General features: G+C 36.2%; 20 protein-coding genes, 2 tRNA genes, 2 other RNA genes and 4 pseudogenes. 6 read left to right on the top strand and 22 right to left on the bottom strand.

Annotated elements, in window-relative coordinates:
• Positions 1 to 72: 72 nt before the first annotated feature.
• The 11 genes and pseudogenes from garD to MVE64_RS24605 all read right to left on the bottom strand — a co-directional run bounded on the left by garD (position 73) and on the right by MVE64_RS24605 (position 12366).
• Positions 73 to 1606 (bottom strand): annotated as a pseudogene (garD, locus tag MVE64_RS24655) (galactarate dehydratase).
• A 52-nt stretch (positions 1607 to 1658) separates the two neighbouring features.
• Positions 1659 to 3121, bottom strand: a pseudogene (gene gucD / locus MVE64_RS24650) (alpha-ketoglutaric semialdehyde dehydrogenase GucD).
• Positions 3122 to 3153: 32 nt separating this feature from the next.
• Complete coding sequence (gene kdgD, locus MVE64_RS24645; RefSeq protein WP_247342018.1) at positions 3154 to 4092, bottom strand: 5-dehydro-4-deoxyglucarate dehydratase; 939 nt, start codon at positions 4090 to 4092, stop codon at positions 3154 to 3156.
• A 128-nt stretch (positions 4093 to 4220) separates the two neighbouring features.
• Positions 4221 to 5216 (bottom strand): tripartite tricarboxylate transporter substrate binding protein, encoded by a 996-nt coding sequence (locus MVE64_RS24640; protein ID WP_247342016.1) that lies wholly within the window; start codon positions 5214 to 5216, stop codon positions 4221 to 4223.
• Between the two features lie 65 nt (positions 5217 to 5281).
• Positions 5282 to 6787 (bottom strand): tripartite tricarboxylate transporter permease, encoded by a 1506-nt coding sequence (locus MVE64_RS24635; RefSeq protein WP_247342013.1) that lies wholly within the window; start codon positions 6785 to 6787, stop codon positions 5282 to 5284.
• Positions 6788 to 6799: 12 nt separating this feature from the next.
• On the bottom strand, positions 6800 to 7306 hold the full coding sequence (locus MVE64_RS24630; protein WP_247342010.1) for a tripartite tricarboxylate transporter TctB family protein: 507 nt from the start codon (positions 7304 to 7306) through the stop codon (positions 6800 to 6802).
• A 15-nt stretch (positions 7307 to 7321) separates the two neighbouring features.
• On the bottom strand, positions 7322 to 7744 hold the full coding sequence (locus MVE64_RS24625; protein WP_247342007.1) for a mannonate dehydratase: 423 nt from the start codon (positions 7742 to 7744) through the stop codon (positions 7322 to 7324).
• A complete protein-coding gene (locus MVE64_RS24620; RefSeq protein WP_247342005.1) occupies positions 7717 to 8340 on the bottom strand; it encodes an apurinic/apyrimidinic endonuclease family protein in 624 nt (207 codons plus the stop codon). The genes MVE64_RS24625 and MVE64_RS24620 overlap by 28 nt, the downstream gene beginning before the upstream one ends.
• Positions 8341 to 8797: 457 nt before the next feature.
• On the bottom strand, positions 8798 to 9496 hold the full coding sequence (locus MVE64_RS24615; protein ID WP_247342002.1) for a FadR/GntR family transcriptional regulator: 699 nt from the start codon (positions 9494 to 9496) through the stop codon (positions 8798 to 8800).
• A gap of 197 nt (positions 9497 to 9693) precedes the next feature.
• Entirely contained in the window at positions 9694 to 11052 is a 1359-nt protein-coding gene (gene gudD, locus MVE64_RS24610) for a glucarate dehydratase (RefSeq protein WP_247342000.1), read from the bottom strand.
• A 34-nt stretch (positions 11053 to 11086) separates the two neighbouring features.
• Positions 11087 to 12366: pseudogene (locus tag MVE64_RS24605) on the bottom strand (MFS transporter).
• Between the two features lie 418 nt (positions 12367 to 12784).
• Here MVE64_RS24605 and kdgD (MVE64_RS24600) point away from each other — a divergent pair.
• The 3 genes from kdgD (MVE64_RS24600) to MVE64_RS24590 all read left to right on the top strand — a co-directional run bounded on the left by kdgD (MVE64_RS24600) (position 12785) and on the right by MVE64_RS24590 (position 14931).
• On the top strand, positions 12785 to 13717 hold the full coding sequence (gene kdgD, locus MVE64_RS24600; RefSeq protein ID WP_247341997.1) for a 5-dehydro-4-deoxyglucarate dehydratase: 933 nt from the start codon (positions 12785 to 12787) through the stop codon (positions 13715 to 13717).
• A 128-nt stretch (positions 13718 to 13845) separates the two neighbouring features.
• Positions 13846 to 13992 carry a hypothetical protein gene (locus tag MVE64_RS24595; protein ID WP_247341994.1) on the top strand — a complete coding sequence of 49 codons (147 nt, stop codon included), beginning with the start codon at positions 13846 to 13848 and terminating at the stop codon, positions 13990 to 13992.
• A 201-nt stretch (positions 13993 to 14193) separates the two neighbouring features.
• Complete coding sequence (locus MVE64_RS24590; RefSeq protein WP_247341992.1) at positions 14194 to 14931, top strand: DsbA family oxidoreductase; 738 nt, start codon at positions 14194 to 14196, stop codon at positions 14929 to 14931.
• A gap of 42 nt (positions 14932 to 14973) precedes the next feature.
• On the opposite strand, the gene MVE64_RS24585 is transcribed toward MVE64_RS24590, so the two are convergent.
• Positions 14974 to 15120: a hypothetical protein gene (locus MVE64_RS24585; protein WP_247341990.1), complete on the bottom strand. Its 147-nt coding sequence runs from the start codon at positions 15118 to 15120 to the stop codon at positions 14974 to 14976.
• Positions 15121 to 15296: 176 nt separating this feature from the next.
• Here MVE64_RS24585 and MVE64_RS24580 point away from each other — a divergent pair, with 176 nt between their 5' ends.
• Positions 15297 to 15977, top strand: coding sequence for a hypothetical protein (locus MVE64_RS24580; RefSeq protein WP_247341987.1), 681 nt, complete (start codon positions 15297 to 15299; stop codon positions 15975 to 15977).
• Positions 15978 to 16131: 154 nt separating this feature from the next.
• On the opposite strand, the gene MVE64_RS24575 is transcribed toward MVE64_RS24580, so the two are convergent.
• Genes MVE64_RS24575 through MVE64_RS24565 form a run of 3 tightly spaced genes read right to left on the bottom strand, consistent with a single transcriptional unit; the run spans position 16132 to position 17696 of the window.
• Positions 16132 to 17001, bottom strand: a complete 870-nt coding sequence (locus MVE64_RS24575; RefSeq protein WP_247341985.1) for a hypothetical protein — start codon at positions 16999 to 17001, stop codon at positions 16132 to 16134.
• Positions 17002 to 17015: 14 nt separating this feature from the next.
• Positions 17016 to 17177 (bottom strand): hypothetical protein, encoded by a 162-nt coding sequence (locus MVE64_RS24570; RefSeq protein WP_247341982.1) that lies wholly within the window; start codon positions 17175 to 17177, stop codon positions 17016 to 17018.
• Complete coding sequence (locus MVE64_RS24565; protein WP_247341980.1) at positions 17178 to 17696, bottom strand: sigma-70 family RNA polymerase sigma factor; 519 nt, start codon at positions 17694 to 17696, stop codon at positions 17178 to 17180.
• 367 nt (positions 17697 to 18063) lie between these two features.
• On the opposite strand from MVE64_RS24565, the gene MVE64_RS24560 reads away from it, so the two are divergent.
• Positions 18064 to 18210, top strand: coding sequence for a hypothetical protein (locus MVE64_RS24560; RefSeq protein WP_162987302.1), 147 nt, complete (start codon positions 18064 to 18066; stop codon positions 18208 to 18210).
• A gap of 105 nt (positions 18211 to 18315) precedes the next feature.
• Here MVE64_RS24560 and MVE64_RS24555 read toward each other — a convergent pair.
• The 5 genes from MVE64_RS24555 to MVE64_RS27620 all read right to left on the bottom strand — a co-directional run bounded on the left by MVE64_RS24555 (position 18316) and on the right by MVE64_RS27620 (position 19778).
• A tRNA-Ala gene (locus MVE64_RS24555) sits at positions 18316 to 18391 on the bottom strand.
• Between the two features lie 9 nt (positions 18392 to 18400).
• Positions 18401 to 18666: signal recognition particle sRNA large type (gene ffs / locus MVE64_RS24550), an RNA gene on the bottom strand.
• Positions 18667 to 18895: 229 nt separating this feature from the next.
• A tRNA-Leu gene (locus tag MVE64_RS24545) sits at positions 18896 to 18978 on the bottom strand.
• Between the two features lie 89 nt (positions 18979 to 19067).
• Positions 19068 to 19430, bottom strand: a transfer-messenger RNA (tmRNA) gene (gene ssrA, locus MVE64_RS24540).
• A gap of 216 nt (positions 19431 to 19646) precedes the next feature.
• Positions 19647 to 19778: a YjcZ family sporulation protein gene (locus MVE64_RS27620; RefSeq protein ID WP_379050899.1), complete on the bottom strand. Its 132-nt coding sequence runs from the start codon at positions 19776 to 19778 to the stop codon at positions 19647 to 19649.
• A 330-nt stretch (positions 19779 to 20108) separates the two neighbouring features.
• On the opposite strand from MVE64_RS27620, the gene MVE64_RS24530 reads away from it, so the two are divergent.
• Positions 20109 to 20618 carry a DUF3231 family protein gene (locus MVE64_RS24530; protein WP_247347237.1) on the top strand — a complete coding sequence of 170 codons (510 nt, stop codon included), beginning with the start codon at positions 20109 to 20111 and terminating at the stop codon, positions 20616 to 20618.
• Between the two features lie 160 nt (positions 20619 to 20778).
• On the opposite strand, the pseudogene MVE64_RS24525 reads toward MVE64_RS24530, so the two are convergent.
• Positions 20779 to 21554, bottom strand: a pseudogene (locus MVE64_RS24525) (TerC family protein).
• Between the two features lie 308 nt (positions 21555 to 21862).
• Entirely contained in the window at positions 21863 to 22279 is a 417-nt protein-coding gene (locus MVE64_RS24520; RefSeq protein ID WP_247341977.1) for a YbaN family protein, read from the bottom strand.
• Between the last annotated feature and the right edge of the window lie 40 nt (positions 22280 to 22319).

Genomic DNA, 22319 nt, shown 5'->3' with positions numbered 1-22319 from the left:
TTATTAATTTAAAATCTGTGACAAAACAGAGTAAGGCACCCTATAATGGTATGCCTTAAAAATCGTACATATTTATGTTACTGGAGCAGGATTAAATAATGCTAAATCGTTATGGAGTCCCCACTTTTCAGCCCATGTTTGCTTTCGGCCGCTTGCAACATCTAAAATGAAGCGAAAAAGTTCCCAACCAACTTTTTCAATAGATGCTTCACCTGTTGCAATTTGACCAGCATTGACATCAATTAAATCTTTCCACTGTTCTTGTAATGAATTCCGCGTTGATACTTTAATAACTGGAGCCATTGCTAAACCGTACGGAGTGCCACGACCTGTTGTGAAAATCTGAAGATGCATTCCAGAAGCCAACTGCAGTGTCCCACATACAAAATCACTTGCTGGAGTAGCCGCGAAAAGTAATCCTTTTTGCTTGGCTTTTTCACCTGGTGGAACAACACCGTTGATCGCAGAGGTACCGGATTTCACAATGGATCCTAATGATTTTTCAACTACATTGGATAATCCACCCTTTTTATTGCCTGGTGAAGGATTTGCGCTTCGGTCCGCTTCTCCTCGCTGTAAATAGTCATCATACCACTTCATTTCATGAATTAGTTCACGACCAATTTCTTCATTTATGGCTCTTGGAGTTAACAAATGGACAGCATCGCGTACTTCTGTAACTTCCGAAAACATAACCGTTGCCCCTGCTCTAACTAATAAATCTGCAGCATACCCTACAGCTGGATTTGCTGTTACACCAGAAAACGCATCACTACCACCACATTGTAACCCTACAACTAGGTCAGAAACGGGACAAATTTCTCTTTCTCGCTCATTTAATGTTTTCAAGCGATCCTCTGCCATATCCGTTATCATTTCAATCATATTGATAAAGCCATTTTGATCTTGTAGAGACAGAATTTTTTCTGGATCTCCATCATGCACTAATCGACCTGGTGCTAATTTTTCACAGCCTAAGCCGACCACCATCACTTCACCGCCAAGATTTGGGTGTGTGGCAATATTTTGAATCGTCCGAATCGGTATGGCTGCTTCAGGAGCATTAATTGCAACTCCACATCCATATGTATGATTAATTGCGACAACATCATGAACATTAGGATAGTTTGGAAGAATTTCTTTTTTAATTCTGTTTACTGCATAATCAAGCACACCTGCAACACATTGAACACTTGTTGTGATTCCTAGTATATTTTTAATACCTGCTGTACCATCAGGATTGCGATATCCTAAAAACGTGTATCCTTCTAAAGGTGGCTCTGAATCTGGTATCTTCGTTGCTAACGGTAACGCATCTAACTCTGGGGGTGTTGGCATCCTAATGAAAGATTCTTTTACCCAGCAGCCTTTTTTCATTGGTGATTGGGCATATCCGATAACTTCTCCATATCGAATAATAGCTTCGCCAGCCTCGAAATCAGATAATGCTACTTTATGACCTTGGGGTACATATTCAACTAAGGTTAGACCGCACGGAAAGGAAGTTCCTTCCGGCAAGCCCTTTTGAATTAACGATAATTGCTACATTATCTTTTGAATTTACTTTTATATATAGTGGAATTTCGTTTGTTTTTTTAAAAGACATTGGAAGCGTCTCCTTTATTAAAACTACTATACTCCTGCATATCTACTCTTTTTTACTTAACAAAAACTGTTTTAATGGAAGTGAAGAATTCTTTAGCAGCTTCACCTTGTTCACGAGAATGTGAGCTTGATTGTTTCATTCCACCAAATGGTGCTTGTAGCTCAACTCCAGCACTTTCAGCATTAATTCGAACAAGTCCGGCTTCCATATCTTCTATAAATGAAAGCATGTTTGAAATATTTGTTGTGAAGATAGATGCACTTAATCCGTATTGAACATCATTTGCAAGTGCTAGTGCATCTTCCATTGAATTAACTTGTATTAGAGCAATAACTGGTCCGAATATTTCTTCTTGAGCAATTGTCATATCTGAAGTTACGTTATCAAAAATTGTTGGTTCAACATAGAAACCTTTATCATACTCAGCTCCTGTTAAGCGATTTCCACCAAAAAGCAGTCGAGCCCCTTCTTCTTTTCCTTTTTCAATGTAAGAAAGCACAGTGTTAAGTTGTCCTTCACTAGCAGATGGTCCCATCCAAATTCCATCTTGCAAGCCATTTCCAACTGTTATTTCTTTTGTTTTTTCAACTAGTTTTTCTTTGAATGTTTCATAAACAGAAGCCTCAATGATGACTCTACTAGTTGCCGTACATTTTTGACCTGTTGAACGGAATGCCCCACTAATTGTTGCTTCAACGGCAAGATCTAAATCAGCATCAGCAGCAACGATAACAGGGTTTTTCCCACCCATTTCGAGTTGATATTTTGCTCCACGACTTAATGCTGCTTGACCGATTCCTTTTCCAACACCATTTGATCCAGTGAACGTAATACCACTCACATCTGGATTGTCAGTGATTGCAGGACCGATAACAGAGCCAGATCCAGTAACGAAATTAACAACACCTGCAGGAAAGCCGCTTCTTCAAAGCATTCAATCACTTTTGCTGCTGTAACAGCTGTTTCTTGAGCTGGTTTTAATACAACAGAGTTACCATATATAAGAGCTGGAGCCATTTTCCAAATCGGAATTGCGACTGGGAAGTTCCAAGGTGTAATCACTCCAACAACTCCTAAAGGAACCCTGCTTGTAAACATTAATGCTTTGCTATCTGTTGATGGGATCACATCTCCGACTTTACGCATGCCTTCGCCAGCATAATAACGAAGAATTGCTACACCACGAGCTGTTTCACCTTTTGCTTCTGGAAGAGTTTTTCCCATTTCACGAGTCATCGCTTCAGCAACTTCATCTAAACGTTTTTCTAAAATATCAGCAGCTTTATATAGATAGGCACCTCGTTCACTTCCAGCCAATTTACGCCATGCTTTTTGTGCTTCCTTTGCAGCAGCGACTGCTTGATCTACTTCTTCTTTGGTAGACATTTGCACATAGCCAACAACATCATCATAGTTTGCAGGATTAATACTCTTTTGAACATTACCACTTAAAGATTCAGACCAAGACCCGTTTATATAGTTTTTGAATGTTTTGTTTTTTGTTTCTACAGCCATGTTAATTCCTCCTTTAATTTCTAAAAATAATCTTAAGAGTTACTTACTGCCTTGTTTTGAATGGGATATTTCGCTAAAGTATTTTCAATAATTTTCTTTAGTTGTTCGTAATGTTCCTTTTCAACTGGAACACATGGTGGGCGAACGGTGTTTTGCACTGGAAAGCCCATGATCTCCATTCCAGCCTTAATCAATGAAACCGCATAACCTTTTCGTTGTTTTCTAATGTGGTTAATTGGAAGAAGGACATCTCTATAAATTTCATTTGCTATATCGTCTTTACCTTCCATTAATGCTTCAAAATACATCCTTGAGATATGTGGAAGATAGTTTGATATTGCAGAAGAATACGACTTAAATCCAATTCCTTTATAAGCTGGCATTGTGATTTCTGCGAATGGCATACCGTTTAGCCATTCCACTCGATTACCAATTGTTTGTGTAAACTCTAGATTCAATTCCATATTTCCTTGACCATCTTTTACGCCAACGATTTGAGGGAATTCATCCAGTAAGCGTTGTAATGTTGGTAATTGTAATACCGCATTATCACGCTGATATAGGATTGCATTTAATTCGGTGCTTTGAATAATGGTTTTGTAATAGTTGTATAATCCCTCTTGTTCCCCTTCAATTAGGTATGGAGGAAGAATTAAATACCCATCTACTCCTAAATCTTCTGACAACGTAACTAACTCAACAGCCTCCGAAATGGATCCCCCGACCCCTGAATAAACAGGAACCTTATGATTTGCTACAGCCACTGCAACCTCAATCATTGTTTGGTACTCAGCTTTATTTAGTGCATGGAATTCACCAGAACCACACGCAATAAAGATAGATGAGAGCCCTGAATCAATTAAAAACTGAATATTTGCTTCTAAAGCCTGTTCATCGATGTTACCGTTCTCGTTATATGGTGCAGTAGGAAATCCTAAAATTCCAGTTGGTGCCATTCTTTTCTCTGTCATACCATCAATCCCTTTCATCATCCTTTATATTGTCTATTTGTCTTACAATTAATTAAAATTGTAAGACAAATAGCATGCGTTGTCAACTTACAAAATGTTTAATCTTTCCAAAAATTGAATAGATTCAATTACTCTTTATTTATCTCAATATATTTTTCTTCTGCTTTCTTCATATAATCAAAAGCTTCTTTTGCATTCATATAAGTTGGTGTTACTAAGAATTTCTCAGCTTCTTTTACATATTCCTCGTCGTTTACTACATTCTCAACAGCTTTAGAGAATGCGTCAACAATTTCATCGGGAGTATCTGGATTAAAACCAAAGAAGAAGAATTTTTCAAACTCACTGTTTACACCTTGTTCAACAAATGTTGGAACATCAGGCATAAGATCAACTCGTTCACTTGCCATAATCCCAAGTGTTCTCATGTCACCAGACTCAACATAGTCCTTAACTAATCCTAGTGATGTTGGAACAATATCAACATGGCCACCTAGTAAAGCTGTTACTTTTTCGGCTGCTCCCCCAACATCTACAATATTGAGTTCAATGCCTTGGTCTTTTTGTAATGCTAGTAGCTGTAAGTGTGTAAAGCCCCCAACCTCTGTAGCTATCGAAACTTCACCAGGGTTTTCACGTGCATATTCAACCATATCTTGAAGATTTTCAAATTTAGAATTACCACTAACCATAAAGGTGTTTCCTTGATCTAAAACTGCAATTCCTGCTAGTTTAAAAGAATCATAACTATCTTGTGTGAGTCCCATAATTCTGTTTAACAATAATGAGTTATGGAAAAAAATAGCTGTATAGCCATCAGGATCAGCATCTAACACTTCTTTTGCTCCAACTGTACCGCCGGCACCAGTTACATTTGAAATAACCACCGGTTGCCCTAATTCCTTTTCTAAATATTTTCCTAGTAATCTCGCATTTGCATCTGTATCTCCACCTGCTCCTGCTGGTACAACAACTGTAATTGGTTTAGATGGATAATTATTAGAATCACCACTTTCTTGACCGTTTTCCCCTTCATTTGTCGTAGATTGTGAACATCCAGCAAAAATACCTGCAACCAAAATAAGCATCATGAACATTAACATACCCTTAAACGATTTCTTCATAATCAACCTCCTAAATATTTTTATATCTATAGGAATTTCCTATAAAACAAAGTTAAGAGTGGTACCTAAGCCCCAATAGAATTTGAATCTATCTTTTTCTTTTTCTTAAAATTACTTCTAATTTTGAAAAGAACTGAAAGTAATGCTAGTGCTAAGAATGTTGCAGCAATTGGTTCTGTTATAAAAGGAGTGAAATCACCTTTGGAATACATAAGTCCTCTTCGTAAATTGGTTTCAGCAAGTGGTCCTAAAATAAACCCTAGAATAACTGGTGTAATTGGAAAATTAAATTTCAACATCGCATAACCTAAAATCCCAAAAAATAATAGTGCGCCTGCATCAAATAAACGATTATTCACACCGATTGCCCCAACAACACATAGAACAAGGATAATTGGTAAAAGAATATATTGCGGAATGCTTAAAACCTTTGTAAATAGTCTCATTCCCCAGAAAAGCAAGGCAATCATAAAGAAGTTAGCAATAATTAACGCAGCAAAAATACTGTAAACAACATCCCCATTGTTCTCGATAAGAAGTGGTCCAGGACTAAGTCCGTGTAGAATTAATCCCCCTAATAGTAAGGCTGTAACTGTATCTCCAGGAATTCCTAAAGAAATTAAAGGTACAAGCGCACCACCTACAGCTGCATTGTTTGAAGTTTCAGAGGCAACAATTCCATCAGGAATGCCTTTTCCAAATTCCTCTGGTTTTTTTGATTGATTTTTCGCTGCAACATACGCGATAATATTGGCTGTTCCGCCTCCAATTCCTGGAAGAATTCCAATTCCTATTCCAATAAGTGCTGAACGTAACCCATTCCATCCTTGTTTAAAAAAATCACGGATTGAAAAGCCAAACCCTTTCAACTTGTATTGAACTTTTTGACCCTTTCCAAGCTTAGTTTCAGAGGATTTAATAATCTCCGATACAGCAAACAGACCAATAAGTACTGGTAAAAGTTGAAAGCCTGCATCAAGTTCTTTAAACCCAAACGTAAATCTTGGAAATGCATCGATAGGAGCCGAACCAACCATTGCTAATGAAATTCCTAGCAATCCACTTAATAATCCTTTAATTAAGGAATCGCCAGACAGGCTTGAAATCATCGTTAAAGCAAAGATGGTAATTGCAAAATATTCAAATGGTCCAAATTTAAGAGCCATCTTTGCGAGTGGAGGTGAAAGCAGCATCAGTACAAAGATACTAAGTAATCCTCCTAGGAAGGAAAAAAGAATGGCATATCCAAATGCAGGACCAGCCTGACCTTTTTGAGCCATTGGGTAACCGTCAAACGTTGTTGCGATAGATGATGGTGTTCCTGGAAGGTTTAATAAAATTGCAGGAATTAAGCCACCCGATACACCTCCAATGTATAATCCCATTAATAGTGACATTGCAACAATTGGCTCCATCCCAAACGTAATTGGTAAAGTAATCGCAATCGCCATAGTGGCCGTTAACCCTGGAATCGAACCAAAAACTAACCCTAGTGCAACACCTCCAAGAATATAAGCAATTGATGAGAGTGTAAAAACGGAGGAAAATCCGTTAACAAATAAATCAAACATGTTGTTCCCTCCTTATCCTAAAATTCCGGCTGGAAGCATTAAGTAGAATACAGATTTGAATAAATAGTAGACAGATACTGATGTAACAATTGAAATTCCAACAAACAAAGGAATTCTTCTTTCCGATTTAGCAGCTAGAAAATACATTTGAAAAAATAGATAAACGACAGTTGTAATAAGAAACCCTATCGTTGGCATGAGAACGACATAAAGTACTAATAATCCAACTGTTAAGAGCACAGACAAAGGACTAATTTTTTTCTTTTCATTTGTACTCCCTTTTTCTTCTTCTGTCTTTTTTGAAACTGCTTGGTTGTTATCTTGTTTTTGTTTTTTAAGCGAAGTAATCAAATAGAAAATGCTTAAAATAAAGATTCCGACTGCTACTAATTTTGGTGCAAAGTCTGCTCCAAGTCTGGAAACCGTTAGCTTAATAATGCTGTTCGAAGCAATAAACATAACAATTGAAAAAACAATAAAGAAAACGCTTGCATATATATCTTTATTGATTCTTGTCATAGTCTCCTTCCCTCCTTATCTTCTACCCTCAAACTCAACTAAAGCTGTAAGCAAGGCCTTAATATACCCAATCGAATAGGCAAAACCAACACTACCATAACTCCAGCCAATATTAGAATGAGCCCAGTTTCCATCAAGATCAGGGTGATCTCCTTCCATCATTGGTACATGGTCGGGATTTAAACAGCCATTGTATCCTACCTTTCTCAGCTCTAGTAAAATCTTAAACATATTCATATCACCATCATCTAGTAACGCCTCTTCAAAAGCTCCTGCTGTTGGTAAACTTCCTCTTACATTTCTAAAATGCACAAGAAAAATCCGATCTTTCCTGCCGTAATGATTAATTTCATTCAAAACGAGCGGACTTCCACCTTCTTCTGCACGAGTTCCAACACAATAGATATAGCCTACATTTTTACTTGGGAACTCATCCATAATCCTGCGATAGTTGACCCGCCAAAAGGTGTATCGTGATTTGGCGAATCGGATGGATGCATCCCTAAGTTCACATCATAATCTTCACATACAGGAACAAGTTTTGAATAAGCGTCACGGAAGCGTCCCCACCATTTTTCATGTTCTTCAAGAGTAGGAGTTTCATAAGGTTCTTTGTTAAAGCCTAAGCTTTCACCACGAGCAATTGCTCCTCCTCTTTGTCTTGCTTGATAACTTTTTGTCATGTAATTAAAGGTATCTCCAGCAAAACGCTGTCTAACAATTTTAATTCCAGCTTCTCCAAATACCTTTATAGCATTTACTGAGTTTTCTAGCTCATCTTCGCACCCTTTTTCATTGTTCATGAATTTGCTAGATAAATCAGGTAATGTGACACGGTTGATATCAAGTCCAAATGACCTGATTTTACGTTTCATTTTTAACAACTCATCTAAATCAGGAAATCCTTGCTCTTTTACGCCTGGAAATGAAGATCCTGTTCCAAAATCAATACAATCCACCCCTAATTGACACATTTGCCTAAGCTCGACATCAGTTAAATCAAACTTAGTCGTCGTTACTGATACTTTCATCATTCCTTACCTACCCCCTATTTTTTATTGAAGCGGAAAGTATCCGCTTACATTTTCATGCGTTCAAAAAAGAAAATTTATATAATATTACATTTTAATTGTAAGACAATATTAATATGGAGTCAATCAAAAAATCATAAAATACTAATTTATTAGAAAATTTTTTTCATTAGATTCCTGAGTCATGATTCTAAATAAGAATCAATTAGTGATCCTAGATCGCCCCGGTAATAAAAGACTGGATTCTTTCACTCTGATACTTGGCAAAGTAAAGACATTCTTCCATTAAGCCTTGAAATTTTCCATTCTGCTCTGATAATAAACGGGGTTGAGGTAAAAAGGTAACTTCTTTCTGTTTACATAAAAAATAGGCAGCTTAGAATAATCTCCTAAGCTGCCTATTTTTACTTCTACAAAAATACCCCCTATTAAGAACTGTTTCTTCTTCGGGGGTATTTTGTTATTTCTTTAAATTTTTCAAAGCTTTCTGCCTTACAAAATCAAGGTGTCGATACATACTTGCATAAGCCTCGATTGGATCTCGCTTTTTAAGAGCGTTATAAATATCAACATGATATTCAATCGTTTGCTCTAGATTTCTGTCTTCTAATGGAATTTGCTCTAGTACTTTATGGTGAAAGCTTTGCAATGGATCAATAATTGCTTCAAAAAGTGGAATTTTTGCTGAAAGTGCAATCACTTTGTGAAATTCTTTATCGATTTCGGATGAGTCCTCTGTTGGGAGTGCTTTCATTTCCTCGATCAGATTTCTTAATTTTTCCAAATCTTCATCTGTTATTTTCTCTGCCGCTAAGGTAATTAACCCAAGTTCTAGGGCTACACGAGTATCAATAATGGAGCTAAGATTTGTCGCAGAAAGAGCAAGCATCATTGAAAAAGGCTTACTCCCGATTTTATCAGAGAAAAATGTGCCATTTCTAGTTTTTCGGTTTACAATACCTAACACTTCTAATGAGGTCATCGCTTCCCTTATAACAGGTCTACTCACATTACAAATTTCCATTAATTCTAGTTCAGACGGAATACGGTCGCCTGGTTTGAGTTGACCTGTTGTAAGTAAAGAGATAATTTCATCAATCACCTGATTAGAAAGTGTCTTACGACTAAGGGACTTTATATCCACACTTTTATTATCCATCTTTCATTCCTCCTTTCTTCAGAATATTATTGTATGACAATTTTACTAAATCGTAATTCAATAAAGAAAAGTTGTCAAGAAATAGAAATTATTAACTGATTTTTAATAAGTATCTTCCTTATATATTATATCAGGAAAGAATCATCAGACTCTAGTAAAAAAGCGTCACTCATTGAGTAACGCTTTCAAATAGTAGTTTATCTTACTAAACAAGGCTTTTTCGGATCAAACTTCCAACCTCGAATTAAGTATTGCATTGCGATTGCGTCATTACGTCCACCAAGGCCTTCTTTTTTATAAAGCTGATGAGCTTTTTCAATCTGTTCCATATCAATTTCAACACCTAAGCCTGGTTTTGAAGGCACATCCACCATGCCTCCGACAATCTTAAACGGCTCCTTTGTTAGACACTGGCCATCTTGCCAAATCCAGTGAGTATCAATTGCTGTGATTTTACCAGGAGCTGCTGCCGCAACATGTGTAAACATTGCTAATGAAATATCAAAATGATTATTAGAGTGTGATCCCCATGTTAATCCCCAGTCGTGACACATTTGAGCAACACGAACAGAGCCTTGCATAGTCCAGAAATGTGGATCTGCTAAAGGAATATCAACAGATTGAAGCTGTATTGAGTGTCCCATTTGTCGCCAATCTGTAGCAATCATGTTTGTTGCAGTTGGTAGTCCTGTTGCACGTCTGAATTCTGCCATCACTTCACGTGCGGAATAACCATTTTCTGCTCCACATGGATCTTCCGCATACGCTAAAACATGATGCTGATCTCGGCATAATCTTATCGCATCCTCTAAAAGCCAACCGCCATTTGGATCTAACGTAATACGTGAATCTGGAAAACGTTCTGCTAATGCTGTAACAGCTTCAATTTCTTCTTCTCCACGAAGAACGCCGCCTTTTAATTTAAAATCATAAAAGCCATAACGAGCATGAGCTGCTTCTGCTAATCGAACAATTGCTTCAGGTGTTAGCGCTTCTTCATGTCGTAACCGGAACCAATCATCCTCAGATTCACGATCACTTACATATGCAAGGTCTGTTTTGTTACGGTCACCAATATAGAATAAGTAACCTAACATTTCTACTTTCTTTCTCTGTTGGCCTTCACCAAGAAGTGCAGCAACAGGAACACCTAAATATTGACCAACTAAATCAAGCAGTGCAGCTTCTAAAGCGGTTACAGCATGAATTGTAATTCGTAGGTCAAATGTTTGTTGGCCACGTCCGCCTGAATCGCGGTCTGCAAATTGTTTACGAACATTGTTTAAAATATTGTTATATGTTCCAATTGATTGCCCAATAAGTAGTGATTTTGCATCTTCTAATGTTTGACGAATTTTTTCCCCGCCAGGTACTTCACCAACACCTGTGTTTCCATGGTTATCTTTTAAAATAACAATATTACGTGTGAAAAATGGAGCATGAGCACCACTTAAATTTAATAGCATACTATCATGCCCTGCGACAGGAATAACAGTCATTTCTTTAATAACAGGTGCACTCGTTTTAATTGCATCTTGAACTAATTGATTTTCCATTTTCTTCTCCCCTATCTTTTAGTTTATTAATCTATTAAGCTTTCAAATCGACACGCTTAATTTCACCTACTAGGAATAAGTAACTGAAAATTGCGACAAGTGCATTTGCACCTACGAAGACAAGTGCTCCGTTGAATGAACCAGTTGTGCCGATAATATAACCAATAATAATTGGTGTTGTTATCCCAGCAATGTTCCCAAACGTATTAAATAGACCACCGCTTACTCCAGACATTTCTTTTGGAGATGTGTCTGAAACAACTGCCCAGCCAAGAGCTCCAAAGCCTTTTCCGAAAAATGCTAGTGCCATAACAAATATAACAACCCATTGAGCTTCAACATAGTTAGCAGCAACCAAGCTCATTGACAACAACATTCCGATAACAATCGGAGTTTTGCGAGCAATCGTTAATGAGAAACCTTTTCTAAGTAAGAAATCAGAGAACATTCCTCCAAGTATTCCACCAAAAAAACCACAAATCGCTGGAAGTGATGCGATAAATCCTACTTCTAAAATCGTCATGCCTCTTTCTTGAACAAGATAAACAGGAAACCATGTTAGAAAGAAATAAGTTAGGGTAGTAATACAATACTGACCAAGGTATATTCCTAACAGCATTCTATTGGATAATAGTTTTTTTATGTAATTCCAGTTTGCTCCCTTGTCTTCCTTCTTTTCGTTTTCTACTTTTTGATCCATATTAATTAATGCTCCGCCTGCCTCAATATAATCGAGTTCTGCTTTATTAATACGAGGATGATCCTTAGAGGGCTGTATATAGCTTTTAGCCACATGAAAGCAACGATAATCCCAACTACACCCATAAAGTAAAAAACATATTCCCAACCAAATGTGTATGTGATATAGCCCATAATTGGCGCAAAGAGAACGGTTGCAAAATATTGTGCTGAATTAAATGTCGCTGCTGCTGTTCCCCTTTCATGGCTTGGAAACCATGAAGCAACAATACGACTGTTTGCAGGAAAAGATGGCGCCTCAGATAGCCCAACTAAGAAACGAAGACCAAATAACACCATAACAGCCGTTCCTGCTGTCCCAAAAAACCCGATTACACCTTGTAATAGAGTGAAAGTTGACCAGAGGAAAATACTCCAAAAGTAAACTTTCTTAGAGCCAAAACGATCAAGAAGCCATCCTCCAGGAATTTGTCCTGCTACATATGACCAAGCAAATGCCGAGAAAACATACCCCATCATAACAGAATCTAGTCCTAGTTGATTTGACATATCCGAACCGGCAATTGATAATGTCGCACGATCTGCATAATTTAGCGCCGTTACTAAAAATAACATAAAAACAATAAACCAACGTGTACGTGTTTTCTTCTCTGTTGTAGGTATCAATGGTGAAGGATTAATTACTTTTTGTGGTGCTCCCATATCTTCACTTCCCTTTAATCGGATATTGACATCGCTTACATATTTTACGAATTTCCATCACCTTTATTGTCTTATTTCATTTATAATCACACCTTTTTAAGAAAAGTTGGTTAATTCATACATTTTTGTCTAATGGTAAGACAAATAAATTTAATTGTCAACGCCCTAAAAAATGATCTTATTTATGACCAAATATATATATAAATCAGAAATAAATCGGTACTTTATTTAAATAAATTTTTATTTTTTTGAAAATTATTAATCAATAATTGACCTATAAGTTTAATTGTCTTACAATAATACAAAATACTATTCTATTGGAGGAATGACAATGCAACCCATTCGAACAGCACCTAAAGGAATACTTGGTTTTCCCATTGCCCCGTTTACAGCAAACAACAAACTTGATGAAAAAAAGCTCGCTCACAATATTCAATTTTTATTAGATGAAGGACTTGAAGCTATTTTTGTTGCCTGTGCGGCTGGTGAATATCCCTCTTTAAGCAAAGAAGAATATGAGGCAATGGTTGAGGTGGCTGTGAGTGTGACAAATAAAAAGGTACCTGTTTACACAGGAGTTGGTGGAAATATCCAAACTTCATTAGAGCTTGCAAAAATTTCTGAGGATAAAGGAGCCGATGGCTATTTAATCCTACCTCCTTATCTTGTCCCAGGTGAACAAGTAGGTTTAGCTAATTATTTTAAAACAATAGCTGAAAGTACTTCTTTAAACGCAATTGTTTATCAAAGAGATCAGATTGCCCTATCAATTCCTTCTTTGGAAGCGCTCGCTGATGTACCTCAGGTTGTTGGCGTTAAAGACGGCCTAGGAAACATGGAATTGAATACTTTATTAACCCAAACGTTTAAACAGCGTTTCAGCTGGTTAAATGGAATGCCTTTAGCTGAAGTGACAATGCCTGCTTATGTACCACTTGGCTTTGACTCCTATTCTTCAGCAATCTCGAATTATATTCCACACATTTCCAGAAAATTCTATAACGCGGTGCTGAACAATGACCAGGTGTTAATTGATGATCTTTATCAACACGTCATTTTGCCAATCAATAATATTCGCCGTCAACGAAATGGTTATGCTGTATCTCTTATTAAAGCTGGTATGGAGATTGTGGGTATCCCAGTTGGTCAAACAGTTAGGCTGCCAATCCTTCCTGTTGAGAAGGAACATTATGCTGAAATGGAAAAGGTAATAGAAAATGCATTCAATAGATATCCAAAGGAATTGGCTGTTCAGTCAATCTAAACAAAATAATTTTTTTGACAAAAATATCTTGTTTGAATGATGTATAGGCTCCTACCGTTACAAATGATGATGATAAAAGCATAAACAATACAGTAAAAGCTAAAAATACCTTAATTGGAGGATAGCTTATGTGGGTGATCACGCGTTATGCAAAAGGAAAGATATTTATGTATGAATGTAACACAGAAACAGAAGCAAGAGAATTGTTGAAGAATATTGAGGGAAATAAAATTCTTTCTGAAGTGATTTATTATAATGATCCGGTTTTTAAATAAAAAGCAAGGTAGCATGCTCTATTAATTTGATTATATATGCAAAAAGAGTGTTCAGTATTGTTTGATCACTCTTTTTTTATTTAAAGAAATCTTATTAACTATAAAATAGATGAGAGTACCTGTTATCTTAAGCAACATTTTCATCATTTTCACAGGCTTGTGCTAAAATAGGATAATCTTAGACTAGAGAGGTGTAATAACATGAAAATAGAAGTATGGTCTGACTTTGTCTGTCCGTTTTGTTATATTGGTAAACGCCGTTTAGAAATGGCACTTGACCAGTTTCCACATAAAGATCAAGTAGAAGTTGAGTTTAAAAGCTTTGAATTGGACCCTAATGCTCCAACGTACACAGAGCAAGGAATTTATCAGGCATTAGCAGCTAAATTTGGAGCAAGTGAACAACAAGTTAGAGAAATGAATAAAGGTCTTATTCAACAAGCTTCTGACCTTGGTATAAAATTTAATTATGAAGATATGAAGCCAACGAACACCTTTAATGCCCACCGTTTAAATAAATTCGCCAAAACAATTGGAAAAGAAACAGAGTTAACTGAAAAACTATTGCATGCTTATTTTACAGATACAAAAAATGTCGGGGACATAGATACTTTAGCTGACCTTGCAGAGGCTGCTGGAATAGATCGCAGTAAAGCATTAGAAGTGTTAAATGACGAAAAAGCCTTTGCAAATGAAGTGAGAGGCGATGAAAGAACAGCTCAACAAATCGGTGTAACAGGTGTACCTTTCTTTGTTGTGAATCAAAAGTACTCCATATCAGGTGCTCAACCACAAGAAACATTTTCACGTGCACTTACAAAAATTTGGGAGGAAGAAAACCCAAAACCTAAGTTTCAGGAGCTTCACTTTGACGGTGGTGAAGGTGCTATTTGTACCGACGATGGTTGTGAATTACCGAGCAATAGTAAGAAAAACTAATCGAAAAGACAGGGGCTAGTCCTCTGTCTTTTTTATATCTTCCTACTCCATATCTTCAGTAATTTGATGTCCCTCAATATGTGGTGTAGGAGCACTTTTTAAATGCATGGTACCTTTCGTTTCTTTTTCAATCTCATATGAGTTTTCCTTAAAATTCTTATGTTGATTTGATTTATTCTGTTTGTTCATAATTGAAACCTCCCTTGACTTGAGTTATATCTTTATTGTTCCAAATTTGACTAGCTTCATCCTCTCCCATCTTTTCAATAGCCTTATTTTTCATATTATGGATTTGTTCACATCGGATAGTTTGTACTTATTTAGATATTCTAAAAATGAACTTTACTATTTAGGGGATGATGGTGATGAAAAAAGGACTTGTAACGATCTTATCAGCAGCTTGCATTCTAAGTGTTACAGGCTGTGCAGGCAATCAAACAGATAACGCAACAAATATTGGATTGAGAAATGATCAGGCTCCAATAACAAGAGTAAACTACAACGGGAATGATACTAACAGTAATCAAAATGCAACTGTCCAAACACGTGCAACAAAAAATGTTGAGCGTCTAGATGAAGTATCTCAAGCTAGAGTGATCATGAGAGGCAACGATGCTTATGTTACGGTTCGTTTAAACAAAAATGGAAACACGAATAATAACAATGGAACTACTGTTGGTAATAACAGTGCTACTAATTCTGGAACAACAGGAACTAACACGAATTTACGTGGAATGGCAAATGAATATAATAATGTGGGATTCAATAACCGTCATTCAAAAACAGCAAATACTGCTGACCGAAACAATAGCACAGAGATGGCTGAAAGAATAAATGAAACACCTGGTACAAATAATCCCTCAACAACTAGACCTGGCTTAGGAAATAACACAAATTTCACTACGAATGTTGATACTAATAATCGAAATACTCGTTTAGGTCACACAAAACAAGTATCAAGTCAGCTTAAACAAAAAATAGAAAATCAAATTCGTGCCGCTAACAAAAATGTTGATGATGTATTTATTGTTTCTGAAGATAATTGACAAAATAGAAAGAGTCTCTATTACTTATTTAGAGACTCTTATCTACATAACAAAATATAAAAATGATGTATGAGTATGAATACCTCTTATCTCATTCTTGCTTCGAACGGATATAAAATCGCGTGGGGTCAAGCTAAAAATGCTGACCTTCTTATTATTCTTCGGTTATATTCAGTTGAACTCCTTTGTTTATCCCATCATTCAATGTTAACTCTTTTACTTTTTCATCAAAATAAATAGTAGAAAGTGATTCTAGTTTATACGAATCTGAATTAACTTGTAAGACTCTTAACGAATATTTATTTCCTTTTTCATCTTGTAAGTAAATATTAGAGACCATTTTTAAGAAAGCATCTTGTGATCCCCCTGTTAACTCAAGTTCCATTCTTGTCGGATATACCACTAACTTTTGAACTGTAAAGGGGGCTTCTGAATTCTGTAGTTCTATCTTTTCATTCTGTACAAAATGTTTCCCTAATTGTATTTTTGTGTTTGATAATGGAATGTCAACATTTGCTTTATTTCCGTCAATTTCAACACTAAAGGACAGTGTATTTCCATCATTTTTTATAAATTCATGTACAGTGTTAGGATCAATATAAAGTGTATATTTAGCCATAATGTAATACTTACCTGAAATTCGCTGAATACCCATTGATGCTCCTGCACCTTCAACAGAGTTGGGATTTCTTGCAAAACTCTCTGACTCTATATTAATTTCGGGGTAGTTATCCATCATTAACATTCCTGATTCTTCTTTATATACTGAATCTGCAATGTCTCCTCCTTTAACTAAGAGAGTAAAAAAAAGTTGCTCATCTTCAAGGAAAAGATGATCCATTTCTAATTCGTAGTTTCCAGCTGAAAAAGAATGTGGCTTAAAAGGTTTGTAATTGTTTTTTTCCGCTGTTTCGATTCCTTTATATTCGATTAGTAATTCCTCAAACCAGTCAACAGCCATACTAACTATCGGAATATCTTTTGCGTAGGTTCTTGCAGTTGGAGATAAAATAAAACTGACCAAAAGAATACTTGCAGCTACTGCTCCGATTGAAAAATTCCGAAATCTTTTTTCTTTTTGCTATGTTTTTTAGCAACAACCCACTTATTTATTTTATCCTCTAACTCGTCTGGGACTGGAATCAAATCTGACTTTATTCGATTTATAATTATATCTAATTCTTTTTCCTCTAAACTCATTTATAAGACCTCCCTTTGAACTAGTTTTTCTCGGAGTTGTTTTAGATTCCGGTAAATTTTTGTTTTTACTGTTGATAACGGTAAGTCTGTTATTTTTGAAATCTCATCAAGAGAGTATCCTAAATAATATTTCATGTAGATCATAGACCTTTCTGTTGGTTCCACTTGATTAAGCAATTCTTCAAGATCTTCTATGTGCTCAGACTTAGATTCTTCAGATAAATTCATTATCTCGTTCTCATTTACTTCTACGATTTTACTTTTTTCTCTTAGTAATTGAATACTTTCATTGATAACAATCTTTAAAAACCAAGTTTTAAAATACTTTGGTTCCCTAAGCTGATTAAGTTTTGCAAATGCTTTTTCCATAGCGTTACAAACAGCATCCATACTATCGTGTTCATGATGCAAATAACAATAGGCCATTCTATAAGCCTGATCCTTTAACAATATCATGAGTTTTCCAAACGCTTCAGGATCTCCCTTTGTAGCAAGCTTTACAAGCTTTTCTTCTTTCACTTTTATCCCCCTTACACCTTAGCGTAGAAATTTATACAATTACACTAAACGAAATGATTATTTAGTTCTTCGTGTATTAGATACAAAAATCACTTAAAAAGTTTTATGATTTCACTATTTTTAAAAATTAATTTATCACAAAGGAATCTGCTCCAATAATTTTCCTCCTAAAAAATACATTCAAAGTGGATTATATACTCTTAAATATCATTAGATAACATTTCAATATCGTTTTTTTTATATTTATCTCAAAATGATATTTGTTTCATATCGATTTGAGATATATAATAAAAACAAGAAATAAAAAAGTAAACGCTTACAATTATGTAACAGCAACGTTACTTCTTATTAATAAGGAGGATATACCATGAGCCAATTAGCAAGAGAAATCAAAGTGAAGGATTTATTAGACAAACGCAAATTCAATGAAAAGGAAATCGCGGAGATGTCAGATCCACAAATTGAATATTTTCACTGGCTCTATTTTGAAGATTCAGTTTACGATTATATGTAAATACTATAAATGAACACTAAAGAAAGCTTTTGTACTCTTGTACAAAAGCTTTTTGTTATGTATGAATAAACTTGTACAGTCACATTACATATACTACCGTATTAATGGTGGAGCCTAGCGGGATCGAACCGCTGACCTCCTGCGTGCAAAGCAGGCGCTCTCCCAGCTGAGCTAAGGCCCCATATAGCACCGTTGAACCTTTTATTGATATGACAACACAAGCGCTACTTATACAGCCAGCTCATTCAAAGCTACCCTTCGACACATAGAATGTCCCACTTATGGCTGCTACGTTCCCGTCCTGACCAGATTCATGGGTTTCTATTGCGAGGACTCCGAAAGTCAACACCGCTTATATAAGGCAAACCTTCCATTATCATACCGCTAAAAAGGAATTCATCCTCGCTAGAGCGGGTTGCGAGTTACAGGGCACCGCTACCTCCCCGACTATCAACGGTATGTATAAGAAAATTATAAATGTTATGTTGTTTTTAATAAAATTTCATTCCCACCTATGCCGTTTCCCCAAATGTTTTGATAACCTGTTTTCAACAGGTGGGTTTCCGCATATTAACCTGCTGTAATCCTACTAAGATAGGCGTGACATTGGTTAATCATATAGGAATCCCTAATAAATAGTAAGGTTTAAAACATGAAGGGGCAACGAACATTGCAGGATGAATAATGCGACCGAGAGGACTTGAACCTCCACGGGATCGCTCCCACTAGGCCCTCAACCTAGCGCGTCTGCCATTCCGCCACGATCGCAAAATAATAATATACCTCTTGGTGCCGTCCTGAGGAGTCGAACCTCAACTAAAAGTCACTCTACCAATTTGAGCATGATCGGCATAATTTGGTGGAATCGACCGGATTCGAACCGGTGTGCAAAGATGTTTCCACTTATATTTCTACGAGTGTAGTCAGCAAAAATATGTTTCGCCCTCTTCTTTAGTACCACTGACAGGCATTGAAGTGGCTAGTCTGTTTCTTCTCTTCCTTCTTCCTCAGACGGTGGAATCAGGTGTAGTCCACTACGTTTGAGTCCCATATCCCTACCACATGGACGATGGAGGGCGGAACCGCTATCGACTGTTGTTAGGCAGCGAAAGCGAAGTTGTTTTGTTGTTTGCCAGTTGTAGGCTTTGACGTTTTTACGAGCTCGTCAACTCGACTCGCCATATAAGCTTAACCATCCCTGTCGATACCAAAACGATCCCATATTAGAGTAGTTTAAAACAATTCGGTTTTTAACCGATTGTTAAACATCTGAGTTAGCACGATAATTTGTATGACGTATCGTGTATCCATAATATATCACGGAAAAATACTTCTGTGTAGTGGTAATAACCTGTGATTTTGGCATCTTTATCCTATTCTGTTAGGTAGAAAATAAAAAAGACACTACAATAGTGTCTTTTTAAAGGTGTTTGTGGTTAACACTTATTACCGTAGATCGTTGCACCTATAATAATTAACAAAATGAATAGCACAACAATAAGCGCGAACGTATTCGGTCTATAAGAAGGAGCACAATATCCATAAGCAGGAGCTTCATAATAAGGCATTACCATAGGCTGATGAGGAACATTTTCTGCAGCAACATGAGGCATGTTTGCACCAGCCATATGAGGGCTTTGTTTTCGTAACCGTACATTTAAACATCTTCCTTTCAATTGTCGATTTTAAATTACCTAGACGATATAGTATATACGTATATCGAAATTTGGAGCCCGTCTAATCCTAAGAATGATTCATTTAGGAGCCTAAAAAGAAGCCCATTTTTCTTATTAAGATTAAATAAGAAAGTTTTAACACATACTATTTTTTGTCTAAAAGACATTAAGTAATTAGGAGAATTTTATATGGATATGAAAAAAACAATAGGGAGTGTTTTAATGGGTATTTTAAGTGGTAATCCTCAAAATGAGCCATTACATTATGGAGAAGTTTTTGGTGCTTGGTCTTTTCTTTTAACTTCAAAAGCAGCAGTTGCCGGATATCAGACAAAGGTTAATCATGCTGGAGATGAGGACCTTCGTAAATTGCTAATGGAAGCAATAGATCAATGTCAACAAGAAATGAAACAAATTGAGACAATTTTAAAAGACAATGGAGTCGCTCTTCCTCCTACACCACCTGAACGTCCTAACGCTCGTTTAGAGGATATTCCAGCAGGAGCAAAGTTTATGGACCAAGAAATTGCAGCAGCTTTATCCGCAAGCATTGCTGCTGGATTGGTAGCATGTAGTCAAATGATTGGTCAAGCAATCAGAGAAGACATCGCTATGATGTTTGGTCAATTCCATACACAAAAAGCAGCACTTGGTGGCAAAGTGTTAAGACTAAATAAAGAAAAAGGTTGGCTAATTCCACCTCCTCTTCACTTAAATAAAACAGAAGAATAATAAAAGAGAAAAACTGTATTTAAAAAGCTAAAAGATGACCTAAGTGAATACAGGTCATCTTTTTATTTTTCTTTTGAAATTGTTTCCTTCATTATATTTACTTTCAAGTGTGAGTCAATATTGTCATTAACTCACACTTGAATTATTCAAAAAACTTACTTTATGTTAAATCTTTTTCTAAAGACTTGTTAGCAGGTGCAAACCAACCAAGTAGAAATTTATTCCAACTAACACTCCATAAAAGATCAAAGTCCAAACGGTGCTGTGAGGAAAATGATGATCTAAGACACCGATATCTTCATGAGCCAAAGTAATGACTGCAAGTTTAACACCTACCCAAGCAACAATTGCATATGCTGTTGTTTCCAGAGCTGGACGTTTTGCAAGTAGCTGAACAAACCATGTTGCTGCAAACTTGATTAAGATAAGGCCAGCAATACCTCCTAAAACAACTACTATAAACTTTCCTCCATCCATACCACCGAAATTGCCTAGTGGTGAATCCGGAAGTCCGAGCGCAAGTGCAACTGCTGCAAGAATTGAATCAATCGCAAAAGCAAGGTCTGCCAATGCTATCTTACCTACAGTTGGCCAAAAACCTTTGCCAGCTGCTTCCTTTTCTTCTTCCTCACGAATATTTTCATTTTCTTTACCGAAACGTGCCTGAATAATATGCTTTAATCCTAAGTAAAGAAGATAAGCTGCACCTATCGCCTGAATTTGCCAGACGTTCGCAATAAATGATATAGCAAAAAGTGCAAGAAACCTGAAAACAAAAGCCATGATAATTCCATAATTTATAGCTCTTTTTTTCTGATCCTCAGGTAAATGTTTAGCTATAACTGCCAGCACTAATGCATTGTCAGCAGATAACAGTCCTTCTAACCCAATTAAAATCAACAGTGCCCAGGCATACTCTAACCATAATGATTCCATTAATTTTCTCTCCCTTCCATTACTAAACCTCTCATGTAAATGTTTCAATATCTATAGATTTTCCCAGCTTGCATCAGGTATCCTAGTGAAATAATGCTAAAAGACTTTTTGAATAGATCGAAACTTCAATACGTTTTGTATTTTCACTGTAAGTAGTCTCGTCCTTCATAAGAAAATCATGCTGGGTATTTTTTAATTAAAATGTACACATTATTAATAAGTGATAAAAATCCATCATAATTTGATGTACCTGAATCATCCCCAAAAAGTATTATCTTATCCATTTCTCTTAATCATTCGCTAAATAATCACTTCCTATAAGAAATTTTATCTGCTTCTTTTTGCTTTGGTTTAATCGTTTTAATTTTCTTTAAGAAATAATAGTGCTTGTAAATTGCAAGTAGCACTAAAATAACTTTTATCACTAGGATGTTTATGTAAAAGACCGAAAAAAGGATGAACGTATCTGCAATGAGGTTGATACGAATTTTTTCTTTAAGTGTCATGCCTTTTTTCTGTCGGAAACCTTCAACGTATTTATTATAGAATGAGGTACTTTTAAACCATCTTTCAAATTTCTTGGAGCTTTTTGCAAAGCAGAATGATGCTAAGAGAAAAAATGGACCTCCGGGTAAAATAGGGAGAATAATTCCCGCAACTCCAACACCAAGGGAAATGAATCCAAGAATAGCAAACATGATATTTTTTATATTTTTGATTGTCAATCACCCGATTTCTAATATATTGAGGCTCAACGCTTTATCA

This window comes from Metabacillus endolithicus (assembly GCF_023078335.1).
Classification (GTDB): Bacteria; Bacillota; Bacilli; order Bacillales; family Bacillaceae; genus Metabacillus; species Metabacillus endolithicus.
This window is presented reverse-complemented; position numbering and strand designations above follow the sequence as displayed.

What these genes read in the sequence shown, in the direction of transcription:
- kdgD (WP_247341997.1), top strand. Translation starts at nt 12,785, where the DNA reads ATGCAACCCATTCGAACAGCACCTAAAGGAATACTTGGTTTTCCCATT.
- MVE64_RS24635 (WP_247342013.1), bottom strand. Translation starts at nt 6,787, where the DNA reads ATGTTTGATTTATTTGTTAACGGATTTTCCTCCGTTTTTACACTCTCA.
- MVE64_RS24590 (WP_247341992.1), top strand. Translation starts at nt 14,194, where the DNA reads ATGAAAATAGAAGTATGGTCTGACTTTGTCTGTCCGTTTTGTTATATT.
- MVE64_RS24560 (WP_162987302.1), top strand. Translation starts at nt 18,064, where the DNA reads ATGAGCCAATTAGCAAGAGAAATCAAAGTGAAGGATTTATTAGACAAA.
- MVE64_RS24625 (WP_247342007.1), bottom strand. Translation starts at nt 7,744, where the DNA reads ATGGATGAGTTCCCAAGTAAAAATGTAGGCTATATCTATTGTGTTGGA.
- gudD (WP_247342000.1), bottom strand. Translation starts at nt 11,052, where the DNA reads ATGGAAAATCAATTAGTTCAAGATGCAATTAAAACGAGTGCACCTGTT.
- kdgD (WP_247342018.1), bottom strand. Translation starts at nt 4,092, where the DNA reads ATGACAGAGAAAAGAATGGCACCAACTGGAATTTTAGGATTTCCTACT.
- MVE64_RS27620 (WP_379050899.1), bottom strand. Translation starts at nt 19,778, where the DNA reads ATGCCTTATTATGAAGCTCCTGCTTATGGATATTGTGCTCCTTCTTAT.
- MVE64_RS24615 (WP_247342002.1), bottom strand. Translation starts at nt 9,496, where the DNA reads ATGGATAATAAAAGTGTGGATATAAAGTCCCTTAGTCGTAAGACACTT.
- MVE64_RS24640 (WP_247342016.1), bottom strand. Translation starts at nt 5,216, where the DNA reads ATGAAGAAATCGTTTAAGGGTATGTTAATGTTCATGATGCTTATTTTG.
- MVE64_RS24585 (WP_247341990.1), bottom strand. Translation starts at nt 15,120, where the DNA reads ATGAACAAACAGAATAAATCAAATCAACATAAGAATTTTAAGGAAAAC.
- MVE64_RS24595 (WP_247341994.1), top strand. Translation starts at nt 13,846, where the DNA reads ATGTGGGTGATCACGCGTTATGCAAAAGGAAAGATATTTATGTATGAA.
- MVE64_RS24530 (WP_247347237.1), top strand. Translation starts at nt 20,109, where the DNA reads ATGGGTATTTTAAGTGGTAATCCTCAAAATGAGCCATTACATTATGGA.
- MVE64_RS24570 (WP_247341982.1), bottom strand. Translation starts at nt 17,177, where the DNA reads ATGAGTTTAGAGGAAAAAGAATTAGATATAATTATAAATCGAATAAAG.
- MVE64_RS24580 (WP_247341987.1), top strand. Translation starts at nt 15,297, where the DNA reads ATGAAAAAAGGACTTGTAACGATCTTATCAGCAGCTTGCATTCTAAGT.
- MVE64_RS24620 (WP_247342005.1), bottom strand. Translation starts at nt 8,340, where the DNA reads ATGATGAAAGTATCAGTAACGACGACTAAGTTTGATTTAACTGATGTC.
- MVE64_RS24630 (WP_247342010.1), bottom strand. Translation starts at nt 7,306, where the DNA reads ATGACAAGAATCAATAAAGATATATATGCAAGCGTTTTCTTTATTGTT.